Source organism: Kerstersia gyiorum (assembly GCF_048595715.1).
GTDB lineage: Bacteria > Pseudomonadota > Gammaproteobacteria > Burkholderiales > Burkholderiaceae_B > Kerstersia > Kerstersia gyiorum.
The window spans coordinates 1,099,393-1,114,184 of the sequence record NZ_CP169556.1 but is presented as its reverse complement, the minus strand read 5'-3'; the positions used below and the strand labels follow the sequence as shown (position 1 = coordinate 1,114,184).

The 14,792-nt window shown below is 61.6% G+C and carries 10 protein-coding genes; 2 read left to right on the top strand and 8 right to left on the bottom strand.

The window, feature by feature from the left end; all coding sequences use genetic code 11:
• Positions 1 to 166 precede the first annotated feature (166 nt).
• The gene (gene ykgO / locus ACEW7X_RS04880; protein ID WP_068374019.1) at positions 167 to 292 is read right to left on the bottom strand and encodes a type B 50S ribosomal protein L36; all 126 of its coding nucleotides are present in this window, start codon (positions 290 to 292) and stop codon (positions 167 to 169) included.
• 375 nt (positions 293 to 667) lie between these two features.
• Here ykgO and ACEW7X_RS04875 point away from each other — a divergent pair, with 375 nt between their 5' ends.
• Positions 668 to 1,093: a DUF1841 family protein gene (locus tag ACEW7X_RS04875; protein WP_068374022.1), complete on the top strand. Its 426-nt coding sequence runs from the start codon at positions 668 to 670 to the stop codon at positions 1,091 to 1,093.
• Between the two features lie 417 nt (positions 1,094 to 1,510).
• Here the strand turns inward: ACEW7X_RS04875 and ACEW7X_RS04870 are convergent, their stop codons facing one another.
• The 7 genes from ACEW7X_RS04870 to hrcA all read right to left on the bottom strand — a co-directional run bounded on the left by ACEW7X_RS04870 (position 1,511) and on the right by hrcA (position 13,610).
• Entirely contained in the window at positions 1,511 to 3,739 is a 2,229-nt protein-coding gene (locus tag ACEW7X_RS04870) for an NADP-dependent isocitrate dehydrogenase (protein ID WP_068374025.1), read from the bottom strand.
• A 428-nt stretch (positions 3,740 to 4,167) separates the two neighbouring features.
• Positions 4,168 to 6,882: a M16 family metallopeptidase gene (locus tag ACEW7X_RS04865; protein WP_130487330.1), complete on the bottom strand. Its 2,715-nt coding sequence runs from the start codon at positions 6,880 to 6,882 to the stop codon at positions 4,168 to 4,170.
• A 401-nt stretch (positions 6,883 to 7,283) separates the two neighbouring features.
• Positions 7,284 to 8,411, bottom strand: coding sequence for a molecular chaperone DnaJ (gene dnaJ / locus ACEW7X_RS04860; RefSeq protein ID WP_415359076.1), 1,128 nt, complete (start codon positions 8,409 to 8,411; stop codon positions 7,284 to 7,286).
• Positions 8,412 to 8,585: 174 nt separating this feature from the next.
• On the bottom strand, positions 8,586 to 10,511 hold the full coding sequence (gene dnaK, locus ACEW7X_RS04855; protein WP_068374031.1) for a molecular chaperone DnaK: 1,926 nt from the start codon (positions 10,509 to 10,511) through the stop codon (positions 8,586 to 8,588).
• Between the two features lie 144 nt (positions 10,512 to 10,655).
• Positions 10,656 to 11,195: a nucleotide exchange factor GrpE gene (gene grpE / locus ACEW7X_RS04850; protein WP_415359075.1), complete on the bottom strand. Its 540-nt coding sequence runs from the start codon at positions 11,193 to 11,195 to the stop codon at positions 10,656 to 10,658.
• A 327-nt stretch (positions 11,196 to 11,522) separates the two neighbouring features.
• Positions 11,523 to 12,593, bottom strand: a complete 1,071-nt coding sequence (gene hemH, locus ACEW7X_RS04845) for a ferrochelatase (RefSeq protein WP_068374032.1) — start codon at positions 12,591 to 12,593, stop codon at positions 11,523 to 11,525.
• Between the two features lie 9 nt (positions 12,594 to 12,602).
• Positions 12,603 to 13,610 carry a heat-inducible transcriptional repressor HrcA gene (hrcA, locus tag ACEW7X_RS04840; protein ID WP_068374035.1) on the bottom strand — a complete coding sequence of 336 codons (1,008 nt, stop codon included), beginning with the start codon at positions 13,608 to 13,610 and terminating at the stop codon, positions 12,603 to 12,605.
• A gap of 280 nt (positions 13,611 to 13,890) precedes the next feature.
• Here hrcA and ACEW7X_RS04835 point away from each other — a divergent pair, with 280 nt between their 5' ends.
• Positions 13,891 to 14,790 carry an NAD kinase gene (locus tag ACEW7X_RS04835; RefSeq protein WP_068374037.1) on the top strand — a complete coding sequence of 300 codons (900 nt, stop codon included), beginning with the start codon at positions 13,891 to 13,893 and terminating at the stop codon, positions 14,788 to 14,790.
• The last annotated feature ends 2 nt before the right edge of the window (positions 14,791 to 14,792 follow it).

The following is a 14,792-nucleotide window of genomic DNA, read 5'->3' as shown; positions in this document are numbered from 1 at the left end:
TTCCTAAGTGCCAAGAAACGCACGACTACCCCGTCGCCGAAACTTTATGATGCACCCAGGCACGCGACACGTACCCGGAACTCGAACAGCCATGGACAGCCGGCAGAAACTCCCGACTATTGAAGTTTAGCGGTTCTGCAGCCCAGAGCAAGCCTGGGCAGGCAAATTACTTCTGGCGTGCTTTGAAACGGGGATTGGTTTTGCAGATCACGTAGATCTTGCCGCGACGGCGCACGACTTGACAGTCACGATGACGCTCTTTCGCGTTCTTGAGCGAAGCAACCACTTTCATGGGATTTTCCTTGTTGAACTGGCGACAGACCGCTTACAGAGTGTGCTCGACCGCGCCGCTGATAATCGAAACCGTACGGGCCATGAAAACCTGAACCCATAGCCCGGAAAAACCTGTCTGGCAAAAGCCATACAGGCATAGTTAGCCCTAAAGGATAACACAAGCCCAAGCATCGAGACAAGAAATGCCTGGAATATCGCTGGACTATCGGCTTCTGCACCACAGCAGGATCATGACCGACAGTGTAGCGCCGCCAGCACTTTGCTGAAACGATAACGATGTGTCCCTTCGTTTCCTAGATTTCAGTCAGTCACAGTCCAGACGCCCCGACAGCGTAAAATGATGTTTTGCGTTTTCTTTCCGGTTGCCCGCACTATGTTCAATCCGTCACGCGATCAGGTGCGCCAGTTCTTCATCGAAGCATGGCGCAAGCACCGGGCCGGCGAAGTCCAGACCCCGCTGGAAGCCATGGCCGTGGAATGGATGGCCGAGCATCCCGAATACCATCAGGATCTCGAAAGCGAAGAAGCGCTGGCCACTGACTATTCCGTGGAACAAGGCCGCACCAACCCCTTCCTGCATCTCTCCATGCACCTTGCGATCGAGGAGCAGTTGTCCATCGACCATCCACGCGGCATACGCGCCGCTTTCGAACGCATGGCCAACCGCAGCGACCGCCACCACGCCATCCATGAAATCATGGAATGCCTGGGCCAGGTGGTCTGGGAATCGCAGCGCCTGGGAACGCCGTTGGACAGCGACACATATATCGAACTGATCCGCCAACGCGCCAGCAAGTAGGCCCGGCCCGGCGACAAAAAAGGGCCCCCACGCGGCGCCTTCGGCTTGCTGCCCCCCAAGGGGGCGTTTTTGTCTTGGGGCGGCCCGGCGACAAAAAAGGGCCCCCACGCGGCGCCTTCGGCTTGCTGCCCCCCAAGGGGGCGTTTTTGTCTTGGGGCGGCCCGGCGACAAAAAAGGGCCCCCACGCGGCGCCTTCGGCTTGCTGCCCCCCAAGGGGGCGTTTTTGTCTTGGGGCGGCCCGGCGACAAAAAAGGGCCCCCACGCGGCGCCTTCGGCTTGCTGCCCCCCAAGGGGGCGTTTTTGTCTTGGGGCGGCCCGGCGACAAAAAAGGCCCCTGCCCGGCAACCCTCGAAAGGATTGCCCGGACAGGGGCCTTCGTGTTTCCTGCGCGCCTGGGCAAGCCGGGCGCGGGAACCCTTAGGCCAGTTGCTTCAGGGTTTCATTGAAGGTGGTGCTCGGGCGCATGGCCTGGCTCACCAGCGACAGGTCGGGACGGTAGTAGCCCTTGATATCGACCGGCTTGCCTTGCACTGCGGCCAGCTCGGCCACGATCTTGGCTTCATTTGCCGTCAGCGCCTTGGCCAGCGGTGCGAATTGCGCCTGCAAGCCTGCGTCTTCGGTCTGCTCGGCCAGCGCCTGGGCCCAGTACAACGCCAGGTAGAAGTGGCTGCCACGATTATCCAGGCCACCGACCTTGCGGGCCGGCGAACGGTTTTCGTCGAGGAAGCGGCCGGTGGCCTGATCCAGCGTCTTGGCCAGGACCTTGGCCTTGGCGTTGCCGTAGGTGTCGCCCAGGTGTTCCAGCGAAGCGGCCAGCGCCAGGAACTCGCCCAGCGAATCCCAGCGCAGGAAACCCTCTTCCAGGAATTGCTGGACGTGCTTGGGTGCGGAACCGCCAGCACCCGTTTCGAACATGCCGCCACCGGCCATCAGCGGCACGATGGACAGCATCTTGGCGCTGGTTCCCAATTCCATGATGGGGAACAGGTCGGTCAGGTAGTCGCGCAGCACGTTGCCGGTGACAGAGATGGTGTCCTTGCCGGCGCGGATGCGCTCCAGCGACAGGCGGGTTGCCTCTTCGGGCGGCAGCACGCGGATATCCAGGCCGGTGGTGTCGTGATCCTTCAGGTAGCGCTCGACCTTGGCGATCAGCTGCGCGTCGTGGGCACGCTTGGGGTCCAGCCAGAACACGGCGGGTGCACCGCTGGCGCGGGCACGCGTCACAGCCAGCTTGACCCAGTCGCGCACGGCGGCATCCTTGGCCTGGCAGGCGCGCCAGATATCACCGGCTTCCACGTTCTGTTCCATCAGCACGTTGCCGGCATCGTCCGTCACGCGAACCACGCCCGCGAATGGGATCTGGAAAGTCTTGTCGTGCGAACCGTACTCTTCGGCAGCCTGGGCCATCAGGCCGACGTTGGGCACGCTGCCCATCGTGACCGGATCGAACGCGCCGTTGCGCTTGCAATCCTCGATGACGACCTGGTACACGCCGGCGTAGCAGCGGTCCGGGATGACGGCCTTGGCATCGTGCAGGCCGCCATCGGCGCCCCACATTTTGCCGGACTCGCGAATCATGGCGGGCATGGAGGCGTCAACGATCACATCGCTGGGCACGTGCAGATTGGTAATGCCCTTGTCGGAGTTCACCATGGCCAGCGCCGGACGCTTGGCATATTCGGCCTTGATGTCGGCTTCGATCTCGGCACGCTTGTCAGCCGGCAGCGAGGCCAGGCGGGCGTACAGGTCGCCAATACCGTTATTGGGATTGAAACCGGCTTCCTTCAGGACGTCGGCGTGCTTGGCCAGCACGTCGCTGTAGAAGGCTTCGACGACCTGGCCGAACATGATCGGGTCGGACACCTTCATCATGGTGGCCTTCAGGTGCACCGAGAACAGCACGCCCTTTTGCTTGGCGTCTTCGATCTGCGCATCCAGGAAACGACGCAAGGCAGCCTTGCTCATGACGGCGCTGTCGAGGATTTCATCAGCCTTGACCGGCGTCTTTTCCTTCAGCACCTTGACGCTGCCGTCAGCGCCATGCAGGGTGATCTTCACATTGCCGTCGGCGGCGATCAGCACGGACTTTTCGCTGCCGTAGAAGTCGCCATCTTCCATGTGCGAAACATGCGACTTGGAATCGGCCGACCAGGCACCCATCTTGTGCGGATGCTTGCGGGCATAGTTCTTGACCGACAGCGGAGCGCGGCGGTCAGAGTTGCCTTCACGCAGCACCGGGTTCACGGCGCTGCCCTTGATTTTGTCGTAACGGGCCTTGATCGCCTTCTGTTCGTCGCTGACGGCCTCTTCCGGGTAATCCGGCAGGGCGTAGCCTTGCTGCTGCAATTCCTTGATCGCAGCCTTCAGCTGCGGAATCGAGGCGCTGATGTTCGGCAGCTTGATGATGTTGGCTTCCGGGCGGGTCGCAAGCTGGCCCAGTTCGGACAGATCGTCCGACGCTTTCTGCGCGTCCGTCAGGAATTCGGGGAAGGTGGCGATGATGCGACCGGCCAGCGAAATGTCCCGGGTCTCGACCGCGATGCCCGCGGACCGGGTGTAGGCCTGAATGATGGGCAGCAGCGACTGGGTAGCCAGCGCGGGTGCTTCGTCAGTATGGGTGTAGAGGATCTTCGACGTGTTAGACATTTTTTCTCGTTAACTTGCTCAATCACGGAAACCGCGGATACTTCGCGCAGCACAGCATCGGCCGGTCAAGGCACGATGCATGCAGCGCCGTTCACCGTGGGGACGAACGGCACCCTGGCACTATTGCGGGCCTGTATCAGCTTCGACGACAAGAAAGGGATCTTGGCTTGCGCCGTGGGGAAAAGCACGCAAGGCCGGCATCGGTTCTGGAGCCGAAGACGCCGAAAAAAGGCGCCCTGAGGGCGCCAACGAGTATAGCAAGAAAAGCTCTCATCTTCGGCCAAACCGAGGACAAGCCAAGGGAAACAGCGCAATAGGGGTCTGCACCGGGTAGCGCCGCGCCGGAACCCGCGACCGGTTTCCCGGCTGGCACGGATTCCAGCGCACCGGCAGATGCCGGCCGCGCCCCATTCCCATCCTTTTTCCGGCTATGGCTTCTTGGAAAAGTCACCGGCAATGGCACGGCTCCAGTCGTCCGGATGCATGTACTTGCGCAGCACGCGGTTGACTTCCGCTGCGTCAAGCTGGCGCAGTTTCTGCTCGAATGCCTCGACCCAGGCAAAGCTGCGGCCGGTTTCCTGGTAGTTGGACCAGCGCTGCGCCAGATTTTCATCCACCGTCCGCGACAGGCGCTGGTAATTCAACAACGCCTCTATGCCCTCTGCCACTTCCTTGTCCGTAAAGCCTTTCTCCAGCGCCTCGCTCAAGGTCTCATTGATCAGGGTTTCCAGGCGTTCGCGGTTGGACGGTGCGAAGATGGCATAGACACGCCAGCGTGCCGCCGGTTCGAAGGCCGATACCGTGGCATGGCTGCGCACGCTATAGGACAGGCCCGCTTCTTCCCGGATCTTCATCCAGAGGCGCGAGGTTTCCGAAGCGCCCAGCAAGAAGTTGGACAGCATCAACGCCGGGTAATCCGGATTGTCGTCCTGCATCTCGAAGCTACCGCCAGCCAGATAGAATGCGTTGGCCTTGTCGGGCGTTTCAATTTCGAACTGCTGGGCGTCGACCTTGCGATAACCGTTATCCACGCGGGTATAGCTGGGCGCCTTGCGCCAACCGGCAACACCTTCCACCAATGCCTGTTCAGCGGCTTCGGCATCGAAATCGCCCACCGCAGAGAACGTCAGCTGGCCGGCGCCATAGAACGCCTCGTGAAAAGCCTTGAGCTTTTCCCGCTTGACCGCCTTGAGGTCATCGAGTTCTTCCTGGAAGGTCGGCTGATAGCGCACGTCATCCTTGGCCCAGGGGTTGTCATGGCGCGCCAGTGCCTTGCCCGCCAGCCCCATGGGATCGCTCATGGCATTGCGCAGCCGGTTGCTTTCCTGGCCCAGGTAGGTTTTCAGCTCGTCCTGCGGAAACACCGGATTGCGCAATAGGTCGAACACCAGCGCAATCATCCTGGGCAGGTTCTCACGCGGCGCGGACAACGTTACCTCCACCTGCCCCTTGCCGCCAGAAATTCCCAGGGTACCGCGCAGGCTGTCGATCTCGTCATTGATCTCCTGGCGCGAACGGGTCTTGGTGCCCATGCCCAGCATATCGGCCACGATCTCTTCTTCGACACGGTGGCCCTTGAGAGTCTCCGCATCACCGAAGTACAGCTTCAAGACTGCTTCGGCACGCTGGCTGCGGGTACTCTTGGGCAACATGGCGATGCCGATGCTGCCGTTGGGCAGCGTCAAGGTCTTGCGCATGGTGGCCGCGTCAATGGCGGCGGGACTGGTATCAAAGACTTCTGCGGGAGGCGCCTGGCCATCCCCGGCGTAATCAGCCACCAGTTGCGCCACATCGGGTGCCGCCAGTTCGGGCGCACGCACCGGCTTGTCCGTGGGTACGTACCGGCCCGAGGTACGGTTGCTGCGCACCAGATAACTGCGCGACACCGATTCCACTTCGTCCAGCCCGGCATTGCGCACCCAGTCGCGCTGCAGGAAGAACAGGCGCCAGTCGCCGGCGGCAATGGCTTCCGTCAGCGCAATGCCCAGGCTTTGCGCATCGCCGAAGGTTCGTTCCCAATCGGTCAGCCACTGGTTGCGGGCACGGTCCAGGTCCTGTTGCGACATCACCCGCTTGCCCTGCGACTCCAGCACGTCGGTCAGCGCTTCCAGAGCCTTGTCTTCGCTCATGCCTGGCTGCAACTGCGCGCCGAACATGGCCACGCCGGCATCGCGCCGCGCCATGGCGAAACCGAACACGCCGGTTGCGAGATTGTTCTGCACCAGGTCCCGGTACAACTGCCCCGACGGCGTATCGGACAGCATCATGGTCGCCAGGTTGAAATAGACATAGTCCGGCGCTGCGGCGGAAGGCACGTGATACAGGGCCGCCACCATGGGGGTTCCGCCAACGCGCCTGACGGTGACGCTGCGTTCGCCATCCTGCACGGGCTCCACGGTATATTCACGCGGCAACTCGCGCTGCGGACGGGGAATCTTGCCGAAGGCATCGGCAATCATGGCCAGCGTCGCCTCTTCATCGAAAGCACCGCTCAGGACCAGCACGGCATTATCCGGCTGGTAATAGACACGGTAGAAATTACGCAGCTGGGCAATATCCACATTCTCGACGTCGCTGCGCGCGCCTATGGTGCTCTTGCCATAGCTGTGCCATAGATAGGCGGCTGACTGCATGCGCTGCATCAACACCCGGAAAGGGCTGTTTTCGCCACTTTCCATTTCATTGCGCACCACTGTCATTTCCGAGGCCAGGTCTTCGCTGGCAATCGTGGAGTTCACCATGGCGTCGGCCTGCCAGCGCAGATACCACTCCAGGTTTTCCGGGCTGGCGGCGAAACTGGCGTAGTAATTGGTGCGATCGGTAGAAGTCGTACCGTTGGCCTGCAAGCCACGCCGCGAAAATTCTCCCAGTGCATTGGGCGTGGTGGGAGTCCCCTTGAACAGCATGTGCTCCAGCAGGTGGGCCATGCCGGTCTGACCGTAGTTTTCGTGACGAGACCCCACGAGATAGGTCATGTTGACCGTGGTCACCGGTGTGGATGCATCAGGAGCAAGCACTACTTTCAGCCCATTGGCCAGCCGATACTCGCTGACGCCTTCGACTGTCGCAACCTTGGACACCCCTGCAGGCAGGGTTGCTGCAACCAGTACGGGCGGTGCGACCAGTCCCAACGCCATGGCCATCAAACCCTTGACCACTCTATTAAGATTGAAAGACATAGCCCTCCCAGAAATCAGTTGATATGACTGCGGCTGCTCCGCGATGCCCATGGCGCCATGCCATGGTGCCACGTATGCAGAGTGGCGGCCCAATGCCGCACATGCCATGCCCAATGCTGACAAAAACATTAGATATAAACAATAAATTAGACACGGCAGGCCGGCCAGTTTAGACCGATGTTCCTGCGTGCCGCCAGCGGAGTTTGTAAAGCTTTTTCATTTCGCTTCACTGCAGCTGGGCAACAGCGTCCCACCCTGCTCCGCCTCACCCTCCCTCACAGGGCCGGACAAAAAAATGCCGGCCACGCGGGCCGGCATCATGGACAGGACACACCTGCCGCGGAAATCAGCCCGAAGGCCCGGGATCAGGAAAAGAATTCACGGACCCGGTCCGTCCAGGATTTGCTCTGCGGGGAATGCCTGTCGCTGCCGCCCTGGTTGAGTGAAGTCTCGAACTGCCGCAGCAGGGATTTCTGCTCGTCACTCAGGCGGACGGGGGTCTCCACGACCAAGTGGCAGTAGAGATCGCCGGGGTAATTGGAGCGCACGCCACGGATGCCCTTGCCGCGCAAACGGAAGGTCTTGCCCGACTGTGTGCCTTCCGGAATGGTGATTTCCGCCTTGCCATTGAGCGTGGGAACCTGGATATCGCCCCCCAGCGCCGCCGTCGTAAACGGAATGGTCAGCTCGGCATGCAAGTCGTCGCCATCGCGCTGGAAAATATCGTGTTCGCGAATATGCACTTCCACGTACAGATCGCCCGGAGGCCCGCCATTCAGGCCGGGTTCACCGTTGCCACTGGAACGGATGCGCATGCCGTCGTCAATGCCGGCCGGAATACTGACCTGCAGCGTCTTGTTGCGGCGCAGGCGTCCCGCACCGCCGCATTTGTCGCAAGGATCGGTGATTTCCTCGCCCGAACCATGGCACGTCGGGCAGGTTTGCTGAACGCTGAAAAAGCCCTGTTGCATGCGCACGGCGCCAGCGCCGCCGCAAGTGCGACAAGTACTCTTGCTGGAGCCCTTTTTGGCACCGCTGCCATGACAGCTGTCACACTCATCCCAGCCCGGAATGCGGATTTCCGTATCGAAGCCATTGGCGGCCTGTTCCAGGGAGATTTCCAGGCTGTACTGCATATCCGCGCCACGATACACCTGCGGGCCGCGTCGGCCACCAGCCGCCGCACCGAAGATATCGCCGAAAATATCGCCGAAAGCTTCGGCAAAACCGCCCATGCCGCCCTGCCCGCCGCCCATGCCACCATTCTGATCGACACTCGCATGGCCGTAACGGTCATAGGCCGCGCGCTTGTCCGCCTCGGACAGCACTTCGTAGGCGGCTTTGACTTCCTTGAATTTTTCTTCGGCTTCCTTGTTCCCCGGATTGCGATCCGGGTGGTACTTCATTGCCAGCTTGCGATAAGCCTTTTTGATATCGTCATCCGAGGCGCTTTTGGACACCCCGAGCGTTTCGTAAAAATCGCGTTTTGCCATGATTGGATCCGTCACGCAGCCCACACAGGATGCGTCAACCCCATAAAGCCATACCCGGCCACCGCCAAACAAGGGCAGCGCCGGGCATGACGGGAGCCGCAGCCCCCGTTGAAATCACCTGGAACCAGGAGCCGGCGCGCCCTGCCACTGCAGGGCGTACCGGACTGCCGGTGCTTACTGGTCGCGCTTGACTTCCTTGAAGTCGGCATCCACGACGTTGTCGTCAGCCGGCTTCGCTTCTTCCTGCGCACCACCGGCCTGGGCCTGCTGCGCCTGCATGTCGGCGTAGATCTTCTCACCCAGCTTTTGCGAGGCAGTCGTCAGCGCTTCGACCTTGGCTTCCAGTTCGGCCTTGTCGGCGTTGTCCTTCAGCGCAGTCTCGACGTCAGCCACGGCCTTCTCAATGGCTTCCTTCTCGGACGCCTCCAGCTTGTCGCCATGCTCGCCCAGAGACTTGCGGGTGGCGTGCACCAGGGCATCCGCCTGGTTGCGAACCTGGGCCAGCTCGGCGACCTTGCGGTCTTCCTCGGCATTGGCCTCGGCGTCCTGCACCATGCGCTGGATTTCCTCTTCCGTCAGGCCGGAGTTGGCCTTGATGGTGATCTTGTTTTCCTTGCCGGTGCCCTTGTCCTTGGCCGACACATGCAGAATGCCGTTGGCGTCGATGTCGAACGTGACTTCGATCTGCGGCAGGCCGCGCGGAGCCGGTGCAATGCCTTCCAGGTTGAACTCGCCCAGCATCTTGTTGCCGACGGCGATTTCACGTTCGCCCTGGAACACCTTGATGGTCACGGCCGGCTGGTTGTCATCAGCCGTGGAGAACACCTGCGCATGTCGCGTCGGAATCGTGGTGTTCTTCTGGATCATCTTGGTCATCACGCCACCCAGTGTCTCGATACCGAGAGACAGCGGGGTCACGTCGAGCAGCAGCACGTCCTTGCGGTCGCCGGACAGCACGGAACCCTGGATGGCAGCACCTGCAGCAACGGCTTCGTCAGGGTTGACGTCCTTGCGCGGCTCCTTGCCGAAGAATTCCTTCACGGCTTCCTGCACCTTGGGCATGCGGGTCATACCGCCGACCAGGATCACGTCGTCAATCTCGGAAACCTTGACGCCGGCGTCCTTGATGGCCACGCGGCAGGGTTCGATGCTGCGTGCGATCAGGTCTTCGACCAGGGCTTCCAGCTTGGCGCGGGTGATCTTCAGGTTCAAGTGCTTGGGACCGGAAGCATCTGCCGTGATGTACGGCAGGTTGATTTCGGTCTGTTGGCTGGACGACAGCTCGATCTTGGCCTTTTCAGCGGCTTCCTTCAGGCGTTGCAGCGCCAGGACGTCCTTGGACAGATCAACGCCTTGTTCCTTCTTGAACTCGTCGATGATGTAGCCAATGATGCGCTGGTCGAAATCTTCACCACCCAGGAAGGTGTCGCCGTTGGTGGACAGCACTTCGAATTGCTTTTCACCGTCGACATCGGCGATCTCGATGATGGAAACGTCGAAAGTACCGCCGCCCAGGTCATAGACGGCAATCTTGCGGTCACCGGCTTCGCTCTTGTCCAGGCCAAAAGCCAGGGCAGCAGCCGTCGGCTCGTTGATGATGCGCTTGACGTCCAGGCCAGCAATACGGCCGGCGTCCTTGGTTGCCTGACGCTGGCTGTCGTTGAAGTAAGCCGGCACCGTGATCACGGCCTCGGTCACTTCTTCGCCCAGGTAGTCTTCGGCAGTCTTTTTCATCTTGCGCAGAACTTCCGCCGATACCTGGGGAGGCGCCAGTTTCTTGCCGCGCACTTCCACCCAGGCGTCCCCGTTGTCGGCCTTGATAATGGAGTAAGGCATCAGGTCGATGTCTTTCTGCACGGCCTTTTCGTCGAACTTGCGGCCGATCAGGCGCTTCACCGCGAACAGGGTGTTCTGCGGGTTGGTCACGGCCTGGCGCTTGGCCGGCGCGCCGACCAGCGTTTCGCCATCGTCCATGTAGGCGACGATAGAAGGCGTGGTACGCGTACCTTCTGCGTTTTCGATAATGCGGACCTGGCCGCCCTCCAGAACTGCCACGCAGCTGTTGGTCGTGCCCAGGTCAATACCAATGATTTTGCTCATGTCTAGAGTACCTTGCTCAAATAGTCAGATTCGTTGCTTGCCGGGCATCACGCCCTCATGCTGGACTATCTGGGGACGATCGACGCAATTTCAAGCGTCCCCGCTGAAAATATGCAGCCAGTTGCTGCGTCCCATGGCTTTCCGTTACGACTGCCCGGCCGAAACCATCACCAGCGCCGGGCGCAGCACGCGCTCGGAAATCAGGTAACCAACCTGCAGCGTATTCGCCACGGTGTTGGCCGGTTGCTCCGACGGCACGCTGGAAATGGCCTGATGCAGGTTGGGATCGAAACGCTCGCCTGGCGCCGGGGCGATCTGCTTGAGCTGATGGCGGTCGAAAGCGGCCGACAACTGCTTGAGTGTCACATCCACGCCTTCGCGCAGGGCTTCGGCGGTCTGGTTTTCCAGGGCCAGCGCAGCCTCCAGGCTGTCGCGCACCGGCACCAGGCTTTCAGCGAACGACTCGATACCGAACTTGCGGGCCTTGGCTACGTCTTCCTGCGACCGGCGGCGCACGTTTTCCGCCTCGGCATGGGCACGCAGCACCTGGTCCTTCAATTCGGCGATCTGGGCCAGCGCTTCATCCAGCTGCGCCTGGAGGTCCGTTTGCGTCTCTGCGCCAGCGGCCTGCTGCTCCGCCTGGTCTTCCGGGTGCACCTGTTCGGGCGAATTGCTATCCGTCATGTCGATTATCTCCGCGAAATTCATAAGAAATGGCTGGGCCCGTCAGCACAGGCCGGCGCTGAACCGGCACTGCGCATCCACGCGCCTAGCCTTGTAACACCAATGCGCCAGGCCACCGGCCTGCGGTTTCTGGAACCACCGGCCAGCCCTGCCCTGAACTGGCAAAGCAGTCACACGCGCATTGGCCTGCACACTGCAGGCACCGCATCCGCTATCGCGGGAATGGTACCTCCGCGCCTATAACTGGGGGCAGTCCCGCCGGTTTCAAGCCCAAATGCCACAGAAAGCCCAGCCGCCGCCCTGCTGGGCCGGCCGGGCCACCATCATTCAGCCGGCCACACCGCCTGCCGGGGCGGCATCCAGCCGCTGCGCGATCAGGTCCGTCAAGGCCGCCAGCCAGGCGGGCGCATCATTCATGACGGGAATGTAGCGGAACTGGCGTCCGCCCGCTTCGAGGAAGGCATCCCGTCCTTCCATGGCGATTTCTTCCAGCGTTTCCAGGCAATCCGAGGTAAAGCCGGGACACACCACATCCACACTGCCGACGCCAGCCCGGCCCCAGGCTTTCAACGTACCCTCGGTATCCGGCTCCAGCCACTTGGCCGGGCCGAAGCGGCTCTGGAAGGTCACGGCATAGCGTTCCGGCGACAAGCCCAGGCGTGCCACCAGCGCCAGCGCCGTCTGCATGCAATCCCGATAGTAGGGGTCGCCCTGCTCGACGCAGGCACGCGGCAGGCCATGGAAGCTCAACAGCAGCCGGTCCGGTTCGCCCTCAGCCTTCCAGCGATGGTTGATGGCAGACGCCATCGCCGCGATATAGCCTGCATCGACATGAAAGCGCTTGATAAAGGACAGTTCCGGCTGGTCGCGCATGCGGGCGGCCGTCCGCATGACCTGATCCACGGCCGTGGCCGTGGTGCTGGCGGCGTACTGCGGATAAAGCGGCACACACAAGATGCGCTCACAACCCGCTTCCTTGAGCGACTGCAAGGCCTGCTGCGCCGAAGGTTGCCCATAGCGCATGCCCACGGCCACTGTCGCATCCAGCCCCTTGGCCGCCAGCCCGGCCTGCACAGCCTGTGCCTGGCGCTGGGTATAGACCAGCAGTGGCGAGCCGCCATCCATCCAGATACTGGCATAGCGCGGCGCCAGCCGTGACGGGCGCCGCGTGAGAATGGCGCCATAGAGCACCGGCTTCCATAGCCAACCGGGCAGCTCGATAACACGCGTATCCGAGAGAAACTCCGCCAGATAGCGCCGGATCGCCGCCGGGGTGGGCGCATCCGGCGTCCCCAGGTTGAGCAACAGCACGCCCTGCCGGCCATACGCACCCGCCCCGTCGGGCGCTGGCTTGATTTCAAAAAGGTCGGAGCGCCGGGGTTCTGACAGGTATTTCATGGCCTAGTCTCAAGAGTTGGGCTGACTGAGCGCGTTCGACAACAGCCTGGCAGTGATATCCACGATGGGAATCACTTTGTCGTACGCCATGCGCGACGGCCCGACCACGCCCAGCGTGCCCACGACCTTGCCGTCCACACCATAGGGCGCTGTCACGACGCTGATATCCTCGAAGGGCATCAACTGCGATTCGCCGCCGATGTAGATCTGCACTCCCTGTGCGCGGCTGGATACATCCAGCAACTGCAGGAGTTCGGTACGCTTTTCGAACAACGAGAACATGCGGCGCAGGCGATCCATGTCGGACGTGATGTCTTCGACCTCGAGCAATTTGCGCTCGCCGGAAATCAGCACGGCATCGCCTTCGTTCTCGACATCGACACTGGTTTCCACCGCCGCCATCATCAAGCGCGAAATATCTTCGCGCAGCTGGTCCAGTTCCGACGCCAGCGTACGCTTGACGACATCGAAGGATTTGCCAGCAAAATGCATGTTGAAGTAATTGGCCGCTTCCAGCAGTTCGGATTCGTTGTAATCGCGCGGCGTAAAGAGGATGCGGTTCTGCACATCGCCATCCGGCGTAATAATGATCAGCAGAACCTTGCGTTCCGACAGCCGGATGAATTCGATCTGGCGGAATACCTGCGAGCGCTTGGGCGTGAGCACCACTCCGGCGAACTGAGTCAGATTGGACAGCATGCTGGCAGCCGCCGAAACCGTACGTACCGGATCGGCCACAGGCAAGCGGGTTTCGAAGCTGACCCCGTCGGGTTCAAAAGGACGCGCAGCCAGCAGGGTATCGACGAAAACGCGATAGCCGCGCGGCGTCGGCACCCGGCCGGCAGACGTGTGCGGGCTGTGGATCAGCCCGAATTCCTCGAGGTCCGCCATGATATTGCGTATGGAGGCCGGTGACAGATCGAACACTTTGGACAGCGTGCGCGAACCGACAGGCTGTCCATCGGCGATGTACCGTTCTATCAGGGCCTTCAGCAGAGAGCGTGCGCGATCATCCATCATGGGTTCATTTTAGGATGCTTTTCAGTACCTATGAAGACATGGCGGTCGATATAATCGCGCCAGTAACGTCAGCCCCGCGTCCGTCAGGCCGCTTGGTCCTGGCGCGGGCACCTTGCCGCGCCTTGCCGGACCACGCGCCAGAGCGCAGCCTCTGCCGGCAACGGCAGGGCCCAGCGAGGCATGTTTAATTCGGGGATGAAGGATTCCCCCAAGGGCAGCGCAGCTGCGCCAACCCTCGGACGGAGTACTTTGCCACCACAAACCTTGCCAGGATTTCATGCATTTCTCCACCGTCGCGCTGATTGGCCGCTATCAGGATACCCACCTGGATGCCCTGCTGGGCAGCCTGGGGGATCTACTGGCCGATGCCGGCCGTCAGGTGCTGGTCGAGGCGGAGACGGCCCGTTACACGGGCCTGAAGCGTTTTCCGCTGGCCACCTACGATGAAATCGGCCGCCAGGCGGAACTGGCCATCGTCGTCGGCGGGGATGGCACCATGCTGGGCGCCGCCCGCCAACTGGCGCCCTACAACGTACCGGTCGCCGGCATCAACCATGGCAGGCTGGGATTCATCACCGATATCCCGCTGCCTCAGGCCCATGACGCGCTGCGCGACCTGCTGGCCGGACGCTACAACGCCGAAGACCGCATGATGCTGACCGGACGCGTACTGCGCAATGGCGAAATTCTGTGCCAGGCCTGTGCCCTCAACGACGTCGTCCTGAGCCGCGCCGGGCGCGGCGGCATGATTGAAATGCGGCTGGAAGTCGATGGGGTCTACATGAACACCCAGCGCGCCGACGGCATCATCGTCGCCACTCCCACCGGGTCGACCGCCTACGCGCTGGCAGCCAGCGGTCCCATCGTCCATCCGGGCATCGAGGCCATGGTGCTGGTACCGGTATCACCCCAGACACTGTCCAACCGTCCCATCGTCCTACCGCCCAGCGGCGTACTCAGCATCACCCTGACCTCCATGAGCCGGGTAGAAGCTGGCGCCAGCATCCACTTCGACATGCAATCCTGGTCGGAACTTCAGCCAGGCGACCGCATCGAAGTGCTGCGAGCCCCCAATACCATCCGCTTCCTACACCCGCCGGGCTATAGTTTTTTTTCCACCTTGCGCCACAAGCTGCACTGGAATGTCATGCCCCGCATGGATGACCAGGACGAGTGAAC